Annotated in this window: 11 protein-coding genes; 9 read left to right on the top strand and 2 right to left on the bottom strand. The window is 62.9% G+C overall.

Annotated features, from left to right (window positions below):
• Nucleotides 1-77 precede the first annotated feature (77 nt).
• The 3 genes from MESCI_RS01175 (at nucleotide 78) to MESCI_RS01165 (ending at nucleotide 3,137) form a co-directional block, all read left to right on the top strand.
• Nucleotides 78-1,520 carry a GMC oxidoreductase gene (locus MESCI_RS01175; protein WP_013528108.1) on the top strand — a complete coding sequence of 481 codons (1,443 nt, stop codon included), beginning with the start codon at nucleotides 78-80 and terminating at the stop codon, nucleotides 1,518-1,520.
• 13 nt (nucleotides 1,521-1,533) lie between these two features.
• Complete coding sequence (locus tag MESCI_RS01170; protein WP_013528107.1) at nucleotides 1,534-1,983, top strand: hypothetical protein; 450 nt, start codon at nucleotides 1,534-1,536, stop codon at nucleotides 1,981-1,983.
• A 74-nt stretch (nucleotides 1,984-2,057) separates the two neighbouring features.
• Nucleotides 2,058-3,137, top strand: coding sequence for a glycosyltransferase (locus MESCI_RS01165; protein WP_013528106.1), 1,080 nt, complete (start codon nucleotides 2,058-2,060; stop codon nucleotides 3,135-3,137).
• 18 nt (nucleotides 3,138-3,155) lie between these two features.
• Here the strand turns inward: MESCI_RS01165 and MESCI_RS01160 are convergent, their stop codons facing one another.
• Together MESCI_RS01160 and MESCI_RS01155 are read right to left on the bottom strand one after the other, a co-directional pair.
• On the bottom strand, nucleotides 3,156-4,178 hold the full coding sequence (locus MESCI_RS01160; RefSeq protein WP_013528105.1) for a phosphoribosyltransferase family protein: 1,023 nt from the start codon (nucleotides 4,176-4,178) through the stop codon (nucleotides 3,156-3,158).
• A 52-nt stretch (nucleotides 4,179-4,230) separates the two neighbouring features.
• On the bottom strand, nucleotides 4,231-5,727 hold the full coding sequence (locus MESCI_RS01155) for a lipopolysaccharide biosynthesis protein (protein ID WP_013528104.1): 1,497 nt from the start codon (nucleotides 5,725-5,727) through the stop codon (nucleotides 4,231-4,233).
• A gap of 185 nt (nucleotides 5,728-5,912) precedes the next feature.
• On the opposite strand from MESCI_RS01155, the gene MESCI_RS01150 reads away from it, so the two are divergent.
• The 6 genes from MESCI_RS01150 (at nucleotide 5,913) to MESCI_RS01125 (ending at nucleotide 13,623) form a co-directional block, all read left to right on the top strand.
• Nucleotides 5,913-7,085 carry a glycosyltransferase family protein gene (locus MESCI_RS01150; protein ID WP_013528103.1) on the top strand — a complete coding sequence of 391 codons (1,173 nt, stop codon included), beginning with the start codon at nucleotides 5,913-5,915 and terminating at the stop codon, nucleotides 7,083-7,085.
• Nucleotides 7,086-7,128: 43 nt separating this feature from the next.
• The gene (locus MESCI_RS01145) at nucleotides 7,129-8,121 is read left to right on the top strand and encodes a glycosyltransferase family 2 protein (protein WP_013528102.1); all 993 of its coding nucleotides are present in this window, start codon (nucleotides 7,129-7,131) and stop codon (nucleotides 8,119-8,121) included.
• The gene (locus MESCI_RS01140) at nucleotides 8,121-9,071 is read left to right on the top strand and encodes a glycosyltransferase family 2 protein (RefSeq protein ID WP_013528101.1); all 951 of its coding nucleotides are present in this window, start codon (nucleotides 8,121-8,123) and stop codon (nucleotides 9,069-9,071) included. Before MESCI_RS01145 ends, MESCI_RS01140 begins: the two co-directional genes overlap by 1 nt.
• The gene (locus MESCI_RS01135) at nucleotides 9,061-10,029 is read left to right on the top strand and encodes a glycosyltransferase family 2 protein (protein WP_013528100.1); all 969 of its coding nucleotides are present in this window, start codon (nucleotides 9,061-9,063) and stop codon (nucleotides 10,027-10,029) included. Before MESCI_RS01140 ends, MESCI_RS01135 begins: the two co-directional genes overlap by 11 nt.
• Nucleotides 10,030-10,103: 74 nt before the next feature.
• The gene (locus MESCI_RS01130; RefSeq protein ID WP_013528099.1) at nucleotides 10,104-11,000 is read left to right on the top strand and encodes a UTP--glucose-1-phosphate uridylyltransferase; all 897 of its coding nucleotides are present in this window, start codon (nucleotides 10,104-10,106) and stop codon (nucleotides 10,998-11,000) included.
• A 235-nt stretch (nucleotides 11,001-11,235) separates the two neighbouring features.
• Nucleotides 11,236-13,623: a polysaccharide biosynthesis tyrosine autokinase gene (locus MESCI_RS01125; protein WP_013528098.1), complete on the top strand. Its 2,388-nt coding sequence runs from the start codon at nucleotides 11,236-11,238 to the stop codon at nucleotides 13,621-13,623.
• Nucleotides 13,624-13,661 lie beyond the last annotated feature (38 nt).

Genomic DNA, 13,661 nt, shown 5'->3' with positions numbered 1-13,661 from the left:
GCCGGATGCAAGACCGGTCCGCACACGGCCTGCGGGCGCTGGGGTTGAGCGCGTATTTCTGTGTGGAGTTGTAGCTGATGGTGCTGGACGTAAAGCCGGAGCAAATCACCAAGAATCATTTCGATCTCGTCGCGATCGGTTCCGGCTTCGGTTCGGCCTTCTTCCTGCATGAGTTCGCCAGGCGCCGAAAGGCGCGCATTCTGGTGCTGGAGTGGGGACGCCACAACACCCATGAATGGCAGCTCGAACAGAACGTTAACACCGACATCGAAGACGAGACGACCTACAAGACCAATTCCGACAAGCCGTGGAACTACACGATCGGACTGGGTGGCGGGACGAACTGCTGGTTCGCGCAGACGCCAAGATTTCATCCCAATGATTTCCGGCTGAAAAGCACCTACGGCATCGGCAATGACTGGCCGATCAGTTATGACGACGTCGAGCCGTTCTACTGCGACGCGGAAGACATCATGTCGATCTCCGGCGACCCCGACATGGCGGCGATGCTGCCCCGCTCGAAGCCGTTTCCGCAACCGCCGCATCGCATGTCGACACCGGACAGGATGATGAAGGCGGCGCAGCCCGACCAGCACTTCGTCATGCCAACCGCGCGGGCTCGCGTGCCGACCGCGCAGCGCAGCTCGTGCTGTGCCAATCTGCGTTGCTGGCTGTGCCCGGTCGACGCCAAATTCACCGTCAACAACGGGTTGATGCACGTCTTCGAGCATCCCGACATCTCGGTCTGCCTCGGTGCGGAAGTGCGCCGGCTCGATCACGTCGGCGGCGCTGTCCGTTCGGTCACGTTCAGCCATGACGGCAAGGAATACCAGGTCAGCGGCGATCTCTTCATTCTCGGCGCCAATGCCATCCAGAGTGCGGCGATCATGCTGCGATCCGGCCTGGGCGGCGAATTTGTCGGCAGCGGCCTGCATGAATCCTACGGCTGGAATTTCGAGGTCTATCTCGACGGTGTCGACAATTTCGACGGCAGCACCATCACAACCGGCCTGAATTTCGGCCTCTATGATGGTCCTCACCGATCGGAGCATGCGGCGGCACTGGTCTATTTCGAGAACCGCTGGCAGCACGGAATGCGTGCCGAAAAGGGGCGGCTACGCCAGGCGCTGCCGTTGGTCGTGGTCACCGAGAACCTGCTCGACCCCGAGAACTACGTCACGCTTGACGCGGATGACAATGCCTTCGTCAGCTTCAAGGCGCCTTCGGACTACGCGGTGAAGGGCATGGCGCGCGCTCTGGAGAAATTGCCTGACCTTCTGGCGCCGCTGCCGGTCGAAAAGCTCTTCGACCGCGGCATTCGGCCGACCGAATCGCACGTCCAGGGCACGCTGAGGATGGGCACCGGCCCGGCCGATTCTGTGGTCGACAGCGGCATGATCCACCATCAGCTCAGAAACCTGGTCGTCGTCGGCACCAGCACCTATCCGAGCTGCTCCTGCGCCAACCCGAGCCTGACCGCGGCAGCGCTGTCCTTGCGGGCGGCGAGCCGGATCGCGTGAAAGGAGGTATCGCATGATCGAGATTTCCAGACGCTCGGCCCTGGCCGTCTTGGCTGGCGGAGTGGTTTCGACGGGGGTCGCCTACGCCACCGTTTCCTCCTTCTCGGACGAGGATCTGGTGCGCGTCACGCTGGAAAAATATCTTGGCAAGTTGAACATCCGCATCGAGCATCTGCAGCAGTTCGTGCTGGCGTTCCGCGACAGGAATCCATGGAATTTCCCAAGCGAAAAACTGAGTGACGCCGTCACCCTGGTGGAGGAGCTCAAACTGGGCGCCGCGCGTCGCTTGCTGCCCCGGCGGAAGCGGGAAGATCTGCTGCATTTCGACCGCTGGGTCGTCGCCGAATTCCATATGCTGACGGACTACGCCTGGCGCAGTTCGCCCAACGACCCGATCCGGTTTACCGGCTGGCAATCCTGTACCAATCCCTTCGCCAATCTGGAGCCGCCGAAACTTGCCTGACGTCGAAAGCGAGGCGGCGGCCTTTGCCTGTTGTCTTCGAGCAAGGAATACGAGATGCGACAAGGAGCCCGATCATGAAAGTTCTCTTTGCAGGCGGCAACGGCTACCCGCCCGAGTTCAGTGGCGGCGTTCAGTCGAGCACGCATCATCTGGCCGAACAGCTGATCGAGCACGGTCATGAAGCCGCTGTGCTCGCCGCCCTGTTCGGTGACGGTGTCTTCGGCTTCAAGGCGCGCGCCAAGATGAAGCTGTTGCGGCAGCCGGCGGTTGTCGACAGCTATCCCGGCTATCCGGTGGTGCGGGCCTGGTTTCCCTGGGAAGCGGCGGGTTATGCCGTCGACAGGCTGAAGCCCGATGTCGCCGTGGTCCAGTGTCACAAATCGGTTCCGATCGGCAAGGCGCTGCAGGCGGAGGGCGTGCCTTTGGTCGTTTATCTCCGCAATGTCGAGTTCCATGAACTGGGCGGCGATCTGCGCGAATTGCATTCGGCGCTCTACATTGCCAATTCGGACTTCACCGCGCGAACCTACAAAAAAGAATTCGGCATCGAGGCAGCGGTGATCCCGCCAACCATCAACCCGGCGCATTACTCGACGCCGACGACGGGCCAGTTCGTCACGCTGATCAACCCCTATGAGGAAAAGGGATTTGAGCTCGCGGTGCGGATTGCCGGCGCCTGCCGCGAAATTCCATTCCTGTTCGTCGAAAGCTGGAAGCTCGACGACGATCACCGGGCGCGGATCGAACAGACGATCGCTCCCTTGGGCAATGTCGTCCTGGAGAGCCGCACCAGCGACATGAAGACGGTCTATGGTCGCACGAAGATCCTGCTTGCTCCCAGCAAGTGGGAAGAGGCGTGGGGCCGCGTCGCTTCGGAGGCCCATTGCAGCGGAATCCCCGTTATCGGTTCGCGGCGCGGCGGTCTGCCCGAGGCTGTCGGCTCCGGTGGCGTGGTGCTGGATTACGATGCTCCGCTGGCCGATTGGGTCGCGGCCGTCAGGCGGCTGTGGAACGACAACCAGGAATATGACCGGCTTTCCGGTCTCGCTCGCAGCTTCGCCGGGCGCCCGGAACTCGATCCCGATCGCCAGTTCATCACCTTCTTCTCGATACTGGACAGGGCCATGCAGCAGCGCGCGCGACAGGCGGCCTGACGACGCCGCCTGAGCAGGTCAGGCCGGACGCTTGACCCGGCTTTTCAGCGTCTCGTAGCCGCGGGCGCCAAGCAGTGCGCGGGCAATGGTCTTGGCGGCGCTCTTGCGGCCCTCTTGCGACTTGATCTGCCGCAGCCTTGCCGGCAGGTTGCGGGCCGCCTGGCCAAGTGCCGGCAGCGACAGCGCGTCGGGGAAGCTGACCATATGCGTTTCGACGCACAGCACCGGCTTGCCTGACAGTTCGGTGATCTTCAGCGCCTGTTCGTGCTCGCTCTCGATGAACAGGATGGCATCGGACTTGCGGTAGAAATCGGCCTTGAAACTGCCATGCGCGCCGAGTCGTTGCCGTTCCGCCTTGCTCGGCAGATCGAGCATGATCAGCTGGTCGTATTTGATCTCATGCTTGGCGAGCCATGCCTCGGTGAGCGCGCGGTATTTCTCCAGCCGGCTGGTGACCAGCCAGCCGATCCTGTGGGTCGCCACATGGAGCGGCCGCGCTTCGCTGAGGAATTTCTCATAGGCCGGGCCGTCGTCGTTTTCCGCCTCTGTCGGGTCGAGGCACAGCACGCCGTCAATGTCGACGCAGCATTGCGCCAGGAATTTGTGATGCATGAAGTTCCACTGGAACATGCGCGGATGCGGCACGACCTCGAAGACGAGGTCGGTTTCCTGGTGCAGGGGCTCAAGGCCGAACACGGCGGCAAAGGTGAAGTCCGCCTCGATGCCCGCAGCCTGGATGCGGGCGCGTGCGTCGCGCATGGCATTGCCGCCGGCGACGCTGTCGTCGATCACCAGCACCTTGCGCATCTCGGAAACCTTGCGGTCGAGAGCGGCCCGGCGCTTGGTGACGCCTGATGTGTAGATTCGCCCAGCCAGGAAGCTGTCGAGATCGGTCATCGGAATGTTCGCCGCAAGGCTGACCAGCGTCGCTGCCAAAACGCCGCTTCTCGGCACACCGACGACCAGGTCGATGTCGCGCGGCAGCCGGTGCAGGCCCCTGACGATGGCGTCGTTCATATCGGAGATCGATCGGTAGTGCATGGTTCAGACCTGGTCCTGGAGGAGATGTCCGTAGCAGTCGAAGACGCCCAAATTATTGCGCTTCGCGCGGCGCTGCCGCAGGCAGCCTTGCCGGCAGCATCTTGAGCGCCTCGCGCAAGGCTTCGCGGCCGGAGGCGAATGCCAGTGCGATGATGATCGTGATGAGGTAGGCGAACACGGCGCTGCTGGCCAGGGCGACGACATGCTGCTGCGGCAGCGCTGGCTTGACGAACCAGATCGCGGCCAGCGCCAGATGGGCGCCAAGCACGAACGGCGTTGCCGCGCGCAGCACATGATGCGCCTGCAGCGGTCCGCTCTTGCCGACATAGAGCCATAGGAAAGGCGTCCGCAGATATTCGCTGATCGCATAGGCGATCGCCACGCCCAGCGCGCCATAGGGCAGGCCGAGCATGAAAGCCAGCACCGACGTCACGGCCGTTATGATGCCCCAGCGCATGAAATCGCCGGAGCGGCCCTGGCTGACGAAAAGCCACCCCGCCGGATTGTTGAGCGGCTGCAGCAGCCCGGCAAAGCCGAGCGCCAGGAAAATCGAGGCGCTTGCGCGCCATTGCTCGCCGAGCACGAAGGGGATCAGCACATCCGACATCGCGGTGGCGAAGGCGACACCGGGAAGCGCCACCAGCAGGATCAGCGGCATGACGCGCAGATAGGCGCTGCGGTAGCGATCCGGCTCGTCCTTCAGCCTGGAAAGTGCTGGAACCATCACCTTCGACAAGGGGTTGGTGATCTGGCTCAGCGGAAACAGAAGCAGCTTGTAGGCGCGGTCATAGAGGCCGAGCTGCGCCTCGCCCCAATATTTGCCGATCAGCACGTTGTCGAGGTTGCGGGCAAAGAAATTGGCGAAGTTGAAGCCGGTGATGCCGGCGCCGAAATTGATCAGCTCGCCGATGCCGGCGACCTTGCGCGGCAGGCCCGGACGCCAGCGCGAACTCGCCCAGTAGCAGAGCGTCGGCAGCACGGCACCGGTCAGCGTGCCGGCAAACAGGGCCCAATAGGAGCGATCGATGAAGGTCCAGGCGATCGACACGGCAAGCCCGGCGATGGCGCTGGCGACGTCGATGACGGCCAGCCGGCCGAACTGCATACGGCGCGTCAAGAGCGCCAGATGCTGGGCGCCAAGCCCATAGGCCATGATCTGCAGCCCGAACGCAGCCACCAGACCTGTCACGCGCGGCTCGCCGTAGAAGGCAGCAACCAGCGGCGCCGCACCCGCAAGCACGCAAGCCAGGATCGCGCTGACGGCGACATTGATCCAGAAGAGGTAGTTCACCTCCTCATGCCGGATGCCTGATTTCTGGATCGTTGCCTGGGTCAGGCCGAAATCCTGGAACAGTGCGATAAAGGCAAGCACCGGCGCGCACATCGCCACGACACCGAAATCCTGTGGCGACAACAACCGGGACAGGACGATAACCGACAGAATCTGTGTCGCGACCCGCACCGATTGCGCCATGGCCGTGACGACCGCGCCGCGCCCAACCGATTTGCGCAAGGAGCCTTCTGGCGGATCGAATGCATTGGCTTCCAAATTCAGGATTCCTGATTTTTTACGTGGATTTTCGAGCCCGAAAATCCACGACCGCCGCCGACCACAAACTACGGCAATAATTTTGCAGTGCAACAGAAAACGTGAACCGCCGCACCAAAAATGTTGCGATGCAGCAAGACCTGTACTAGCATTCCCTTGGGTGGGCCAACAGCGGTCGAGTTTTTATGCTGCATGTCTTGTACCTAGTGCACGACGTTTCCGACCCGGCGGTGCGCCGGCGGATCACGATGCTCAGGGCAGGTGGGGCCCAGGTCACCTTGGCCGGCTTCCGTCGCACCGCGAATCCGATTGCGGATATCGAGGGACTGCGCCCGATCGACCTCGGCGGGACGCGTGACGGGCGATTCGGCCAACGCCTCGCGGCCGTAGCCAAAGCAGCCGTTTCGATAGGCTCGAAGCTGGGCGGCATGCCAAAGCCGGATGTCATCGTCGCGCGCAACCTGGAAATGCTGGCGCTTGCCCGCCGCGCCAGGTCACCCTTCGGTGCATCGGTTCCGATCGTATACGAGTGCCTCGACATTCATCGGCTTGTGCTGCGCAACGATGTCCTGGGCAAGGCGCTGCGTGCCACCGAACGATTTCTGGCCAGGGATGTGAAGCTGCTGGTGACCAGTTCGCCTGCCTTCATCGCCAATTATTTCAAGCCGTTCGGCCAGGTCGCGGCACCCATCGAGCTGGTCGAAAACAAATATTTCGAGGCCGCGACGATTGTGCCCGGCGCTCCGGAGGCTGAAGAGAGCCCGGTCGGCCCGCCATGGCGGATCGGCTGGTTCGGCGCGCTGCGCTGCCGCCGCTCGCTCGAGCTGCTGGCTGATTTCTCCCGCCGCATGGAGGGCCGCTTCGAGATCGTGCTGCGCGGCCGTCCGGCTTTGTCGGAATTCCCGGACTTTCACGGCTTTGTCGAAGCCGAGCCATGGCTATCGTTTCTCGGGCCCTACCGCAATCCGGAAGACATGGCGGCGATCTACAACGATGTCCATTTTTCCTGGGCGATCGATTTCTTCGAAGCGGGGCAGAACTCCGAATGGCTTCTGCCCAACCGGCTCTATGAGGGTTGCCGTTTCGGCGCGGTGCCGATCTCGATGGGCAATACCGAGACCGGGCGGTTCCTCAAGCAGCAGGATATCGGCGTGCTGTTGCCGCAAGCGTCGCCCGAAGCGCTCGAAGCCGCGCTAGGCAAGATGGAGGAGCATCGCTTCGCCAGGCTGAAGGGGCGTGTTCTGGCGCGCAACCCGAGAACCTGGAGCTACGATCGCAGCGATTGCCGTGTGCTTGTCGAGCGTCTGCGCAGCCTGACGGCCGTGCCCGGTTCGTTTCCCGCCGAGGCATTGGCTTAGGATGGCCGGGAATGGACAGGGGCAAGATGGACAGAGGTTGATGATGCAGACGGAAAAACCCTCATCCAGCCTGATCGTCATCCCATGCCTGAACGAAGCCGCCCATATCGGTGCGCTGCTCGATCAATTGCGGCCCGCGGCCGCCCGGCTTGGCGCCCGGATCATCGTCGCCGACGGCGGCAGCACCGACGGCACGCTTTCCATCGTAGACGACGTCATTGCCAGGGACCCGCGGGTTATCCTGCTCCACAACAAGCGGCGTATCCAGAGCGCGGCGATCAATCTCGCCGTCGGTACTTTCGGCGATGGTGCCGACTATCTCATCCGCATCGATGCGCATGGCGGTTATCCCGACGATTATTGCGACCGGCTGGTCGAGGAAGCCCTGGCTACATCAGCGGATTCGGTTGTCGTTTCGATGCTCACCAGCGGCAGCGGTGCCGTGCAGAAGGCGGCGGCCGCGGCGCAGAACTCCAAGCTCGGCACCGGCGGCTCGAAGCATAGGCATCTTTCGCAGGGACAGTGGATCGATCACGGCCATCATGCACTGATGCGGATATCGGCGTTCGGTGCCGTCGGCGGCTATGACGAAACGTTCAGCCACAACGAGGACGCCGAGCTCGATTATCGCCTGCGCAAGGCCGGCTACAAGATCTGGATGAGCGGCAAGACGCAGATGGTCTACTACCCGCGCGCCTCGCTCTCAGGCCTCTATTTCCAGTATCTCGGCTACGGTCGCGGGCGTGCCAAGAATGTGCTGAAGCATCGCGTCATCCCGAAGGTGAGGCAGATGGTGCCGCTGCTGGTGTTCCCGGTGGTGCTGCTGGCGGCCTTCTCCTTTGTGCACTGGCTGGCGGCGGTGCCGCTGCTGCTGTGGGCGTCGGTGTGCCTGGGCTACGGGCTGGTGACGGCTATCCGCCAGCGCAAGGCCGACGTTGCGCTGGCCGGTGTCTCGGCCATGGTCATGCATCTTGGCTGGTCGGTCGGCTTCTGGCTGCAGCTTCTCGGCCTCGGCTCGCGACGAGGAGTGGCCTGATGGCGGTGTCGGCAAAGAACCGCAGCATCGACATCGGCGTCTGCACCTTCCGCCGGCCGGAACTGGCCGACACGCTGCGCTCGCTCGACGCCATGGAGATGCCGGTGGGATTCGATGTCCGCATCGTCGTCGCCGACAATGACGACACCCCATCGGCCCGTGACCTGGTGGCGGCGCTGTCGCGGGAATTGACGGTGCCGATCCACTATCAGCACGCCCCGGCGCGCAACATCTCGATCGCCCGCAACGCCTGCCTCGATGCGAGCACCGCGGATTTCGTCGCCTTCATCGATGACGACGAGACGGCCACGACGCCATGGCTTGCCGAACTGGTCGCGATGGCGCAGCAAAGCGGTGCCGCCGCCGTGCTCGGCCCGGTCAGGGCGCGCTATCGCCCGGACGCGCCGGACTGGATGCAGCGCGGCGATTTCCATTCGACCTTGCCCGTCTGGGTGCGCGGCGAGATCCAGACCGGCTACACCTGCAACGTTCTGCTGCGGATGGGCTCGGACAGCCTGCGCGGCCGCCGCTTCAGCCTGGCGCGTGGCCAGACCGGCGGCGAGGACACCGAATTCTTCGACCAGATGCATAAGGCAGGCGGCCGCATCGCCTTCTCGCCCGAGGCGTGGGTCGAGGAGGTGGTGCCGCGCTCCAGGGCGGCATTCGATTGGCTCGGCCGCCGCCGCTTCCGCGTCGGCCAGACGCATGGCCATCTCCTGGGCAGCAGCGCCAGCGGAATCGGTCTGGCCAAGCAGGTCGGCCTGGCCTCGGCAAAGGCCATCTATTGCTTCGCCTCGGCACTTCCGGTCGTCGTCAGTCCGGTACGCAGGAACCGCAGCGTGCTGCGCGGCATTATGCATGTTGGTGTCGTCAGCGGCCTCGTCGGCATCCGCGAAATCCGCCTCTATGGCCAGCCGTCGCCACAGGAGGGAGGCAAGCGTGCAGCCTGACGTCAGCTCTATCCCCGATGTTTCCTTCGTTATTGCCGCCTACAATGCCGAGACGACCCTTGATCGGGCGATCGCCAGCGCCATCGCCCAGAAGGGTGTCAGCGTCGAAATCATCGTCGTCGACGACAAGTCGCGCGATGCGACGCTCGATGTTGCGCGGGCCTATCCCGGGGATATCGTCCGTGTCATCGCCCTGCCAAGCAATCGCGGCCCGGGCGGCGCCAGGAATGCCGGCCTCGATGCCGCCCGCGGCAGATGGATCGCGGTTCTCGATTCCGACGACGCGGTCTTTCCCGGCCGGCTCGCCAGGATGATCGCGCGTGCCGAAAGCGCGGATGCCCAGATCGCCGTCGACAATCTGCAGGTCGTTCGCGAGGACGGCGTTATCGAGGACGCGATGTTTCCGCGGCAATATCTGGAAGGCTTGCGCGAGATTTCGCTGGCCACCTACATCGCCGGCAACGTCGTCTTCGAATCCAAGTTCAACCTCGGCTACCTCAAGCCGATCTTCCAGCGCGAGTTCCTGAACGAAAACCGGCTTCGCTATGACGAGAAGCTGAGGATCGGCGAAGACTACATCCTCTTTGCCGCCGCCCTGGCCAAGGGCGGAAAATGCGTCGTCGCGCCCGATATCGGCTATGCCTACCATATTCGCAGCGTCTCCATTTCGCGCGTGCTCGAGCTTCACCACGTCGAAGCCATGCGCAGGGCGGATGCCGTGTTCGCTCAAACCCATCGGATGGATGAGGCCGCGCAAGCCGCGTTCGCGCGGCGTGGCCGCAGCCTGCGCAAGGCGGCATCGTTTCTGTCACTGGTACAGCACATCAAGGCGCGGTCCCCGCTCAAGGCGATCCGGACTGCGCTCAGCGACCCGGCGGCGGTCAGGCATATGGGCATGCCGATCGCCGTGCGGTTGCGAAGAATGGCGGCACAATTTGCCGTCGGGGCGGGGAGGTGAAGATGCAGGCACATGGAGGGAGTTTTCGTGGCCTGTGAACGGATTGAAGTCGATCTCCTCAGAAGGAATTTGCGATGAAGAAAATCAGGAAGGCCGTGATACCGGTGGCGGGGCTTGGAACGCGGTTCCTGCCGGCGACCAAGTCGATGCCGAAGGAAATGCTTCCCGTCGTCGACAGGCCTGTCGTCCAATATGCGGTGGACGAGGCCTTCGAGGCGGGCATCGAGCACATCGTCTTCGTGACCGGTCGCAACAAGGCGGTGATCGAGGACTATTTCGACCTGCATCCGGAATTGATCGGCACCCTGGAGCAGACCGGCAAGAAGACCCAGCTGGAGGCGCTCGAAAGCATGCTGCCTGTGGCCGGCGCCACCAGCTTCATCCGCCAGCAATCCCCGCAAGGCCTCGGCCATGCCGTCTGGTGCGCGCGCGAGGTTATCGGCAACGAGCCCTTCGCCTTGCTGCTGCCGGACATGGTGTCCTTCGGCGGTCGCGGATGCCTCGCCGAAACCGTCGAGCTTTATGAGCGCACGGGCGGCAACGTAATCGCCGTCGAGCGTTGCGAACCCAGCGAGACCAACAAATATGGCATCGTTGGCCGTGGCGCCGAGATCGGCGGCGGTTTCGAGGTGACGGCCATGGTCGAGAAGCCGGCGCCGGCCAATGCGCCTTCGAACTTCTACATCAACGGCCGCTACATCCTGCAGCCGGAGATTTTCGCGCTCCTGGGCAATCAGCAGCGCGGCGCCGGCAACGAGATTCAACTGACGGATGCCATGGTTCGTCTGTCGAAGGATCAGCCGTTCTTCGCCCAGCCTTTCCTCGGCCGCATGTTCGACTGTGGTTCCAAGGAAGGGTTCATCCAGGCCAACATCGCCTTCGCGCTGGCGCGCGACGACATGAAGGGTCCGGTTTTCGAGATGCTTCAGGAGTTCGTCCGGTCGCATGAACGCCAGGAAGAAGCCGCATAATGCCCATCTTTCGGGAGTATCGTCAGATGGCCGGCGAAGAGGGGCCGGCAGGTTCTCTCCGTCTGGCACGACGCTTGCATTGCTCTGGCGATGCTCCCGATCTTCGAGGCGCCTGCAAGCCAAGGCATGATCCCTGAAAGTGGGTCCCGGTTTCCGGAAAAGATCATGTTGAAACAGTAAGATAGAGCCAATTGCGATCAATCGGAATAGGACCGGCTCTAGAATTGGACCGAAGATGAATTATGCCAACTTTCCTCTCGACAAGAGGATGCCATTGCCGAATTCGGACGCAGGAGACGGCGAAGACTTCATCGATATCGAGCGGCTGCTTGGCATGGCCGCACGGCAGGCCAAGGTGGTTGCCGTGTGTGCCGTCATCGGTCTCTTCCTGGGCCTGCTCTATTTGCAGACAACGCCGCCCAAATATCAGTCGATCGCCAGCGTGCTGATCGACGAGGGCTTGAACAAAATCGTCGACGACATTTCGGCGACGTCGACAACCATGCAGACCGATTCCGCCATCCTGAGCCAGATCGAGATCCTGACCTCGACGCGGCTTGCCGCCGTGGTCGTCGACAAGCTGAAGCTCGACCAGAACGACACGTTCATGAATCCGCCCCAGTCGGCGCTTGCCCAAGGCATAGGCCTCATCCGCGGCCTGATCCAGTATGTCCGCCCCAGCTCTTCCATGCCGGGTGGCGCTGACTTCAGCAAGCTCGACCCGGCCGCCCGCGATGCGCTGATCGCCACGTCGCGCCGCGACTACGCGATCCTCAAGCTGCAGAACGAGATCCGGGCGGAACGCGTCGGCCGAAGCTACGTCATCGCGCTCGGCTATCAGGCGACGGATCCGGCCTTGGCAAACGCCATCACCAAGGCCTATGCCGATGCCTATCTCGCCGATCAGCTCGATGCCAGCTTCGATGCCACCGAGCGGGCTGCGGTCTGGCTGCAGGGCCGGTTGACGGAGTTGCGCCAGAGCTCGCAGGCAGCTTCGCTCGCGGTTGAGAAATTCAGGGCCGAACATGGGCTGGCCGCCAACAGCGATGGCCAGCTGATGAGCGACAAGCAGCTTTCCGACCTCAACGCCCAGCTTATCGTGGCGCAGGCCGATACCGCACGCGCCAGCGCCCGCTACCAGCAGTACAAGGCCATCGTCGACAGCGGCTCCGAAAACGCTTTCAAGGATGCCGCCATATCGAGCGACCAGCCAAGCAGCTCGGTCATATCGGCGCTCAAGACCCGCTACCTCACAGTGGCCAAGCGGCTGCAGGACGTCGAGGCGAATTTCGGCCCCGAGCACCCGCAGGCGGTGGCTCTCTCCAAGGAGAAGGCCGACATATCGACGCAGATTTTCGGCGAGCTGAAGCAGCTGACCGAAAGCTATCGCAACGAATATGAGGTGGCGCAGGCACGCGAGACCGCGCTCAGGGCCAACGTCGCGGCCGCGCAAGGCAAGAGTTCCGTCGACAACCAGACGCAAGTCAAGCTGCGTGAACTCGATCAGCAGGCGACGGCGCTCACCACGCTCTATCAGACATTCCTGGGTCGTTACGAGGAAGCCGCGCAGCAGCAATCCTTCCCGGTCGGCAAGATCCGCATCATCTCCGACGCGTCGATGCCGATGGCGGCCTCAAGCCCGCGCACCATCGTCGTGCTCGGACTTTCGCTGGTGCTTGGCCTGCTGATGGGCGCCGGCTTTGGTGGCCTGAACGAGTTCAACGAACGCTTCTTCAGGACCGGCGAGGACGTGCGCGACCGCGTCAACCTGAAATTCCTCGGCTACCTGCCGACGATCGGCGGCAAGCTCGGCAAGGAAGAAAAGCCGGGCGAGACCCAGGTGGACGCCAAGACCACCCAATCGCTGTCTTCAGCCGAAAAGCGGGCGCGCATGCGGGTCAGCATCGATTCTCCAGCCTCGATGTTCTCCGAAACGCTGCGCAGCGCCAAGATCGCCTTCGACGTCGTGATGGAAGGGCAAGGCAGCCGCGTCATCGGCATCATCTCGGTGCTTCCCGGCGAGGGCAAGTCGACGGTCGCGGCAAATCTCGCCGGCTTGCTTGCCGCCAATGGCTCCAAGACGCTGCTGATCGACGGCGACTTGCGCAATCCCGGCCTCAGCCGAGGCCTTGGCATGGAAACCGAGCAGGGCTTGATGGAAGCGGTGGTCGGCGGCCAGACCTGGCAGTCCGTCGGCAAGATCGACAGGCAGACGAAGCTGGCGATCATCCCGGCGGTGCTGCGCGGTCACTTCTCGCATACCAGCGAACTTCTCTCCTCGGCCGGCATGCGGCGCTTCATCGAGAACGCCAAGGAGACGTTCGAATACATCGTCGTCGATCTGCCGCCGCTCGGACCGGTGGTCGACGCCAAGGCCTTCGCGCCATTGGTCGACGGTTTTGTACTGGTCACCGAGTGGGGGCGCACCCCGCGCGCGATGGTCAGGTCGATGCTGGAATCCGAACCCTATGTCGCCAACAAGATCGTCGGCGCGGTGCTGAACAAGGTCGATTTGAAGAAACTGGCCAAATACGGCTCGTTCGGCGGTTCGGAAAAATTCTTCGATAAATATTCGAGCTACTATCTGGAAAAGTCGGAAGTGCGCGGCAAGGCGCCGGTCTGACGTCGACCGTTGCGCGAGTGGGTCCACTCTGAAGTGTA

It is taken from the genome of Mesorhizobium ciceri biovar biserrulae WSM1271 (assembly GCF_000185905.1).
In the GTDB taxonomy this organism is placed as follows: domain Bacteria; phylum Pseudomonadota; class Alphaproteobacteria; order Rhizobiales; family Rhizobiaceae; genus Mesorhizobium; species Mesorhizobium ciceri.
The sequence above is the reverse complement of the archived record's forward strand: the minus strand, read 5'-3'. Positions and strand labels throughout refer to the sequence as shown.

Excerpts from the sequence above, each read along its gene's own strand:
- MESCI_RS01175 (WP_013528108.1), top strand. The coding sequence starts at position 78 with ATGGTGCTGGACGTAAAGCCGGAGCAAATCACCAAGAATCATTTCGAT.
- MESCI_RS01170 (WP_013528107.1), top strand. The coding sequence starts at position 1,534 with ATGATCGAGATTTCCAGACGCTCGGCCCTGGCCGTCTTGGCTGGCGGA.
- MESCI_RS01165 (WP_013528106.1), top strand. The coding sequence starts at position 2,058 with ATGAAAGTTCTCTTTGCAGGCGGCAACGGCTACCCGCCCGAGTTCAGT.
- MESCI_RS01160 (WP_013528105.1), bottom strand. The coding sequence starts at position 4,178 with ATGCACTACCGATCGATCTCCGATATGAACGACGCCATCGTCAGGGGC.
- MESCI_RS01150 (WP_013528103.1), top strand. The coding sequence starts at position 5,913 with ATGCTGCATGTCTTGTACCTAGTGCACGACGTTTCCGACCCGGCGGTG.
- MESCI_RS01145 (WP_013528102.1), top strand. The coding sequence starts at position 7,129 with ATGCAGACGGAAAAACCCTCATCCAGCCTGATCGTCATCCCATGCCTG.
- MESCI_RS01140 (WP_013528101.1), top strand. The coding sequence starts at position 8,121 with ATGGCGGTGTCGGCAAAGAACCGCAGCATCGACATCGGCGTCTGCACC.
- MESCI_RS01130 (WP_013528099.1), top strand. The coding sequence starts at position 10,104 with ATGAAGAAAATCAGGAAGGCCGTGATACCGGTGGCGGGGCTTGGAACG.
- MESCI_RS01125 (WP_013528098.1), top strand. The coding sequence starts at position 11,236 with ATGAATTATGCCAACTTTCCTCTCGACAAGAGGATGCCATTGCCGAAT.